Origin of the sequence: Kineococcus indalonis (assembly GCF_009906395.1) — a bacterium.
Lineage (GTDB): Bacteria > Actinomycetota > Actinomycetes > Actinomycetales > Kineococcaceae > Kineococcus > Kineococcus indalonis.
The window spans coordinates 1-1,101 of the sequence record NZ_JAAALM010000842.1; the positions used below are offsets into that span (position 1 = coordinate 1).

Annotated in this window: 1 protein-coding gene; it reads left to right on the plus strand. The window is 74.4% G+C overall.

Annotation, left to right across the window (positions count from 1 at the left end; translation table 11 throughout):
* On the plus strand, positions 1-1,101 hold a 1,101-nt coding region (locus GTR00_RS21485; RefSeq protein ID WP_166613529.1), incomplete at both ends, for an AI-2E family transporter.

Sequence of the window (1,101 nt, forward strand, 5' to 3'; positions counted from 1 at the left end):
CGGCCCCACCACCCCTACGTCAGCCCCGCGCTGCGCACGGCGGCGGAGTGGTCCTGGCGCCTGGTGGCGGTCGCCGCGGCCGTGGTCCTGGTCGCCTACGGGCTGAGCTTCCTGTCCGAGGCGTTCATCCCCGTCCTGGTGGCCCTGCTCATCACCGCCATGCTCGACCCCGTCGTGGCCTGGGGCCACGCGCGCGGGGTGCCGCGGGCGCTGGCGACCCTGATGACGATGCTGCTGGCCCTGGCGATCGTCGCGGGCCTGGTCGCCCTCATCAGCACCCAGGCCGCCGACGGCTTCGGCGACCTGTCGGAGTCGGCCAGCCAGGGCATCGACGAGGTCGAGCGGTGGCTGGCAGGCGGCCCGCTGCAGATCTCCTCCGCCGCGCTGTCGGGGTACGTCGACCAGGCCCAGGAGGCCCTGGCCGCCAACCGCGACACGATCGTCTCCGGCGCGACCGGCGTGGTCACCACCGCCGGGCACGTCGTCGCCGGGTTCTTCATCGCCCTGTTCGCGTCGTTCTTCTTCCTGCTGGAGGGGCGGCGCATCTGGTCCTGGCTGCTGAACCTCTTCCCCCGCCCGTCCCGCGACCCCCTGGACGACGCCGTCCGGCAGTCCTGGGTGACCCTGACGCACTACATGCGCGCCACGATCGTCGTCGCCTTCGCCGACGGCGCCGGGGTGGCGATCGGCGCGGCCGTGCTGCGGGTGCCGCTGGCGGTGCCGCTGGGCCTACTCGTCTTCCTCGGCGCGTTCATCCCCATCGTGGGGGCCCTGCTCTCCGGCGCCGTCGCGGTGCTGGTGGCGCTGGTGGCGCACGGGCCGGTCACCGCGCTGATCATGCTGGGCGTCGTCATCGCCGTGCAGCAGGTCGAGAGCCACCTGCTGCAGCCGTTCCTCATGGGCCGCGCCGTCGCCGTGCACCCGCTGGCGGTGATCCTCGCCGTCGCCGGCGGCGCCACGGTCTTCGGCATCGTCGGCGCCCTGTTCGCCGTGCCGCTGGTGGCGGTCCTCAACACCGGCGTCAGCGCCCTGGCGGGCGGGGGGCGGCGCACCGAGGAGGTCGCCGAGATCGAGGACTCCGACGCCCCGCTGGCCCCCGAG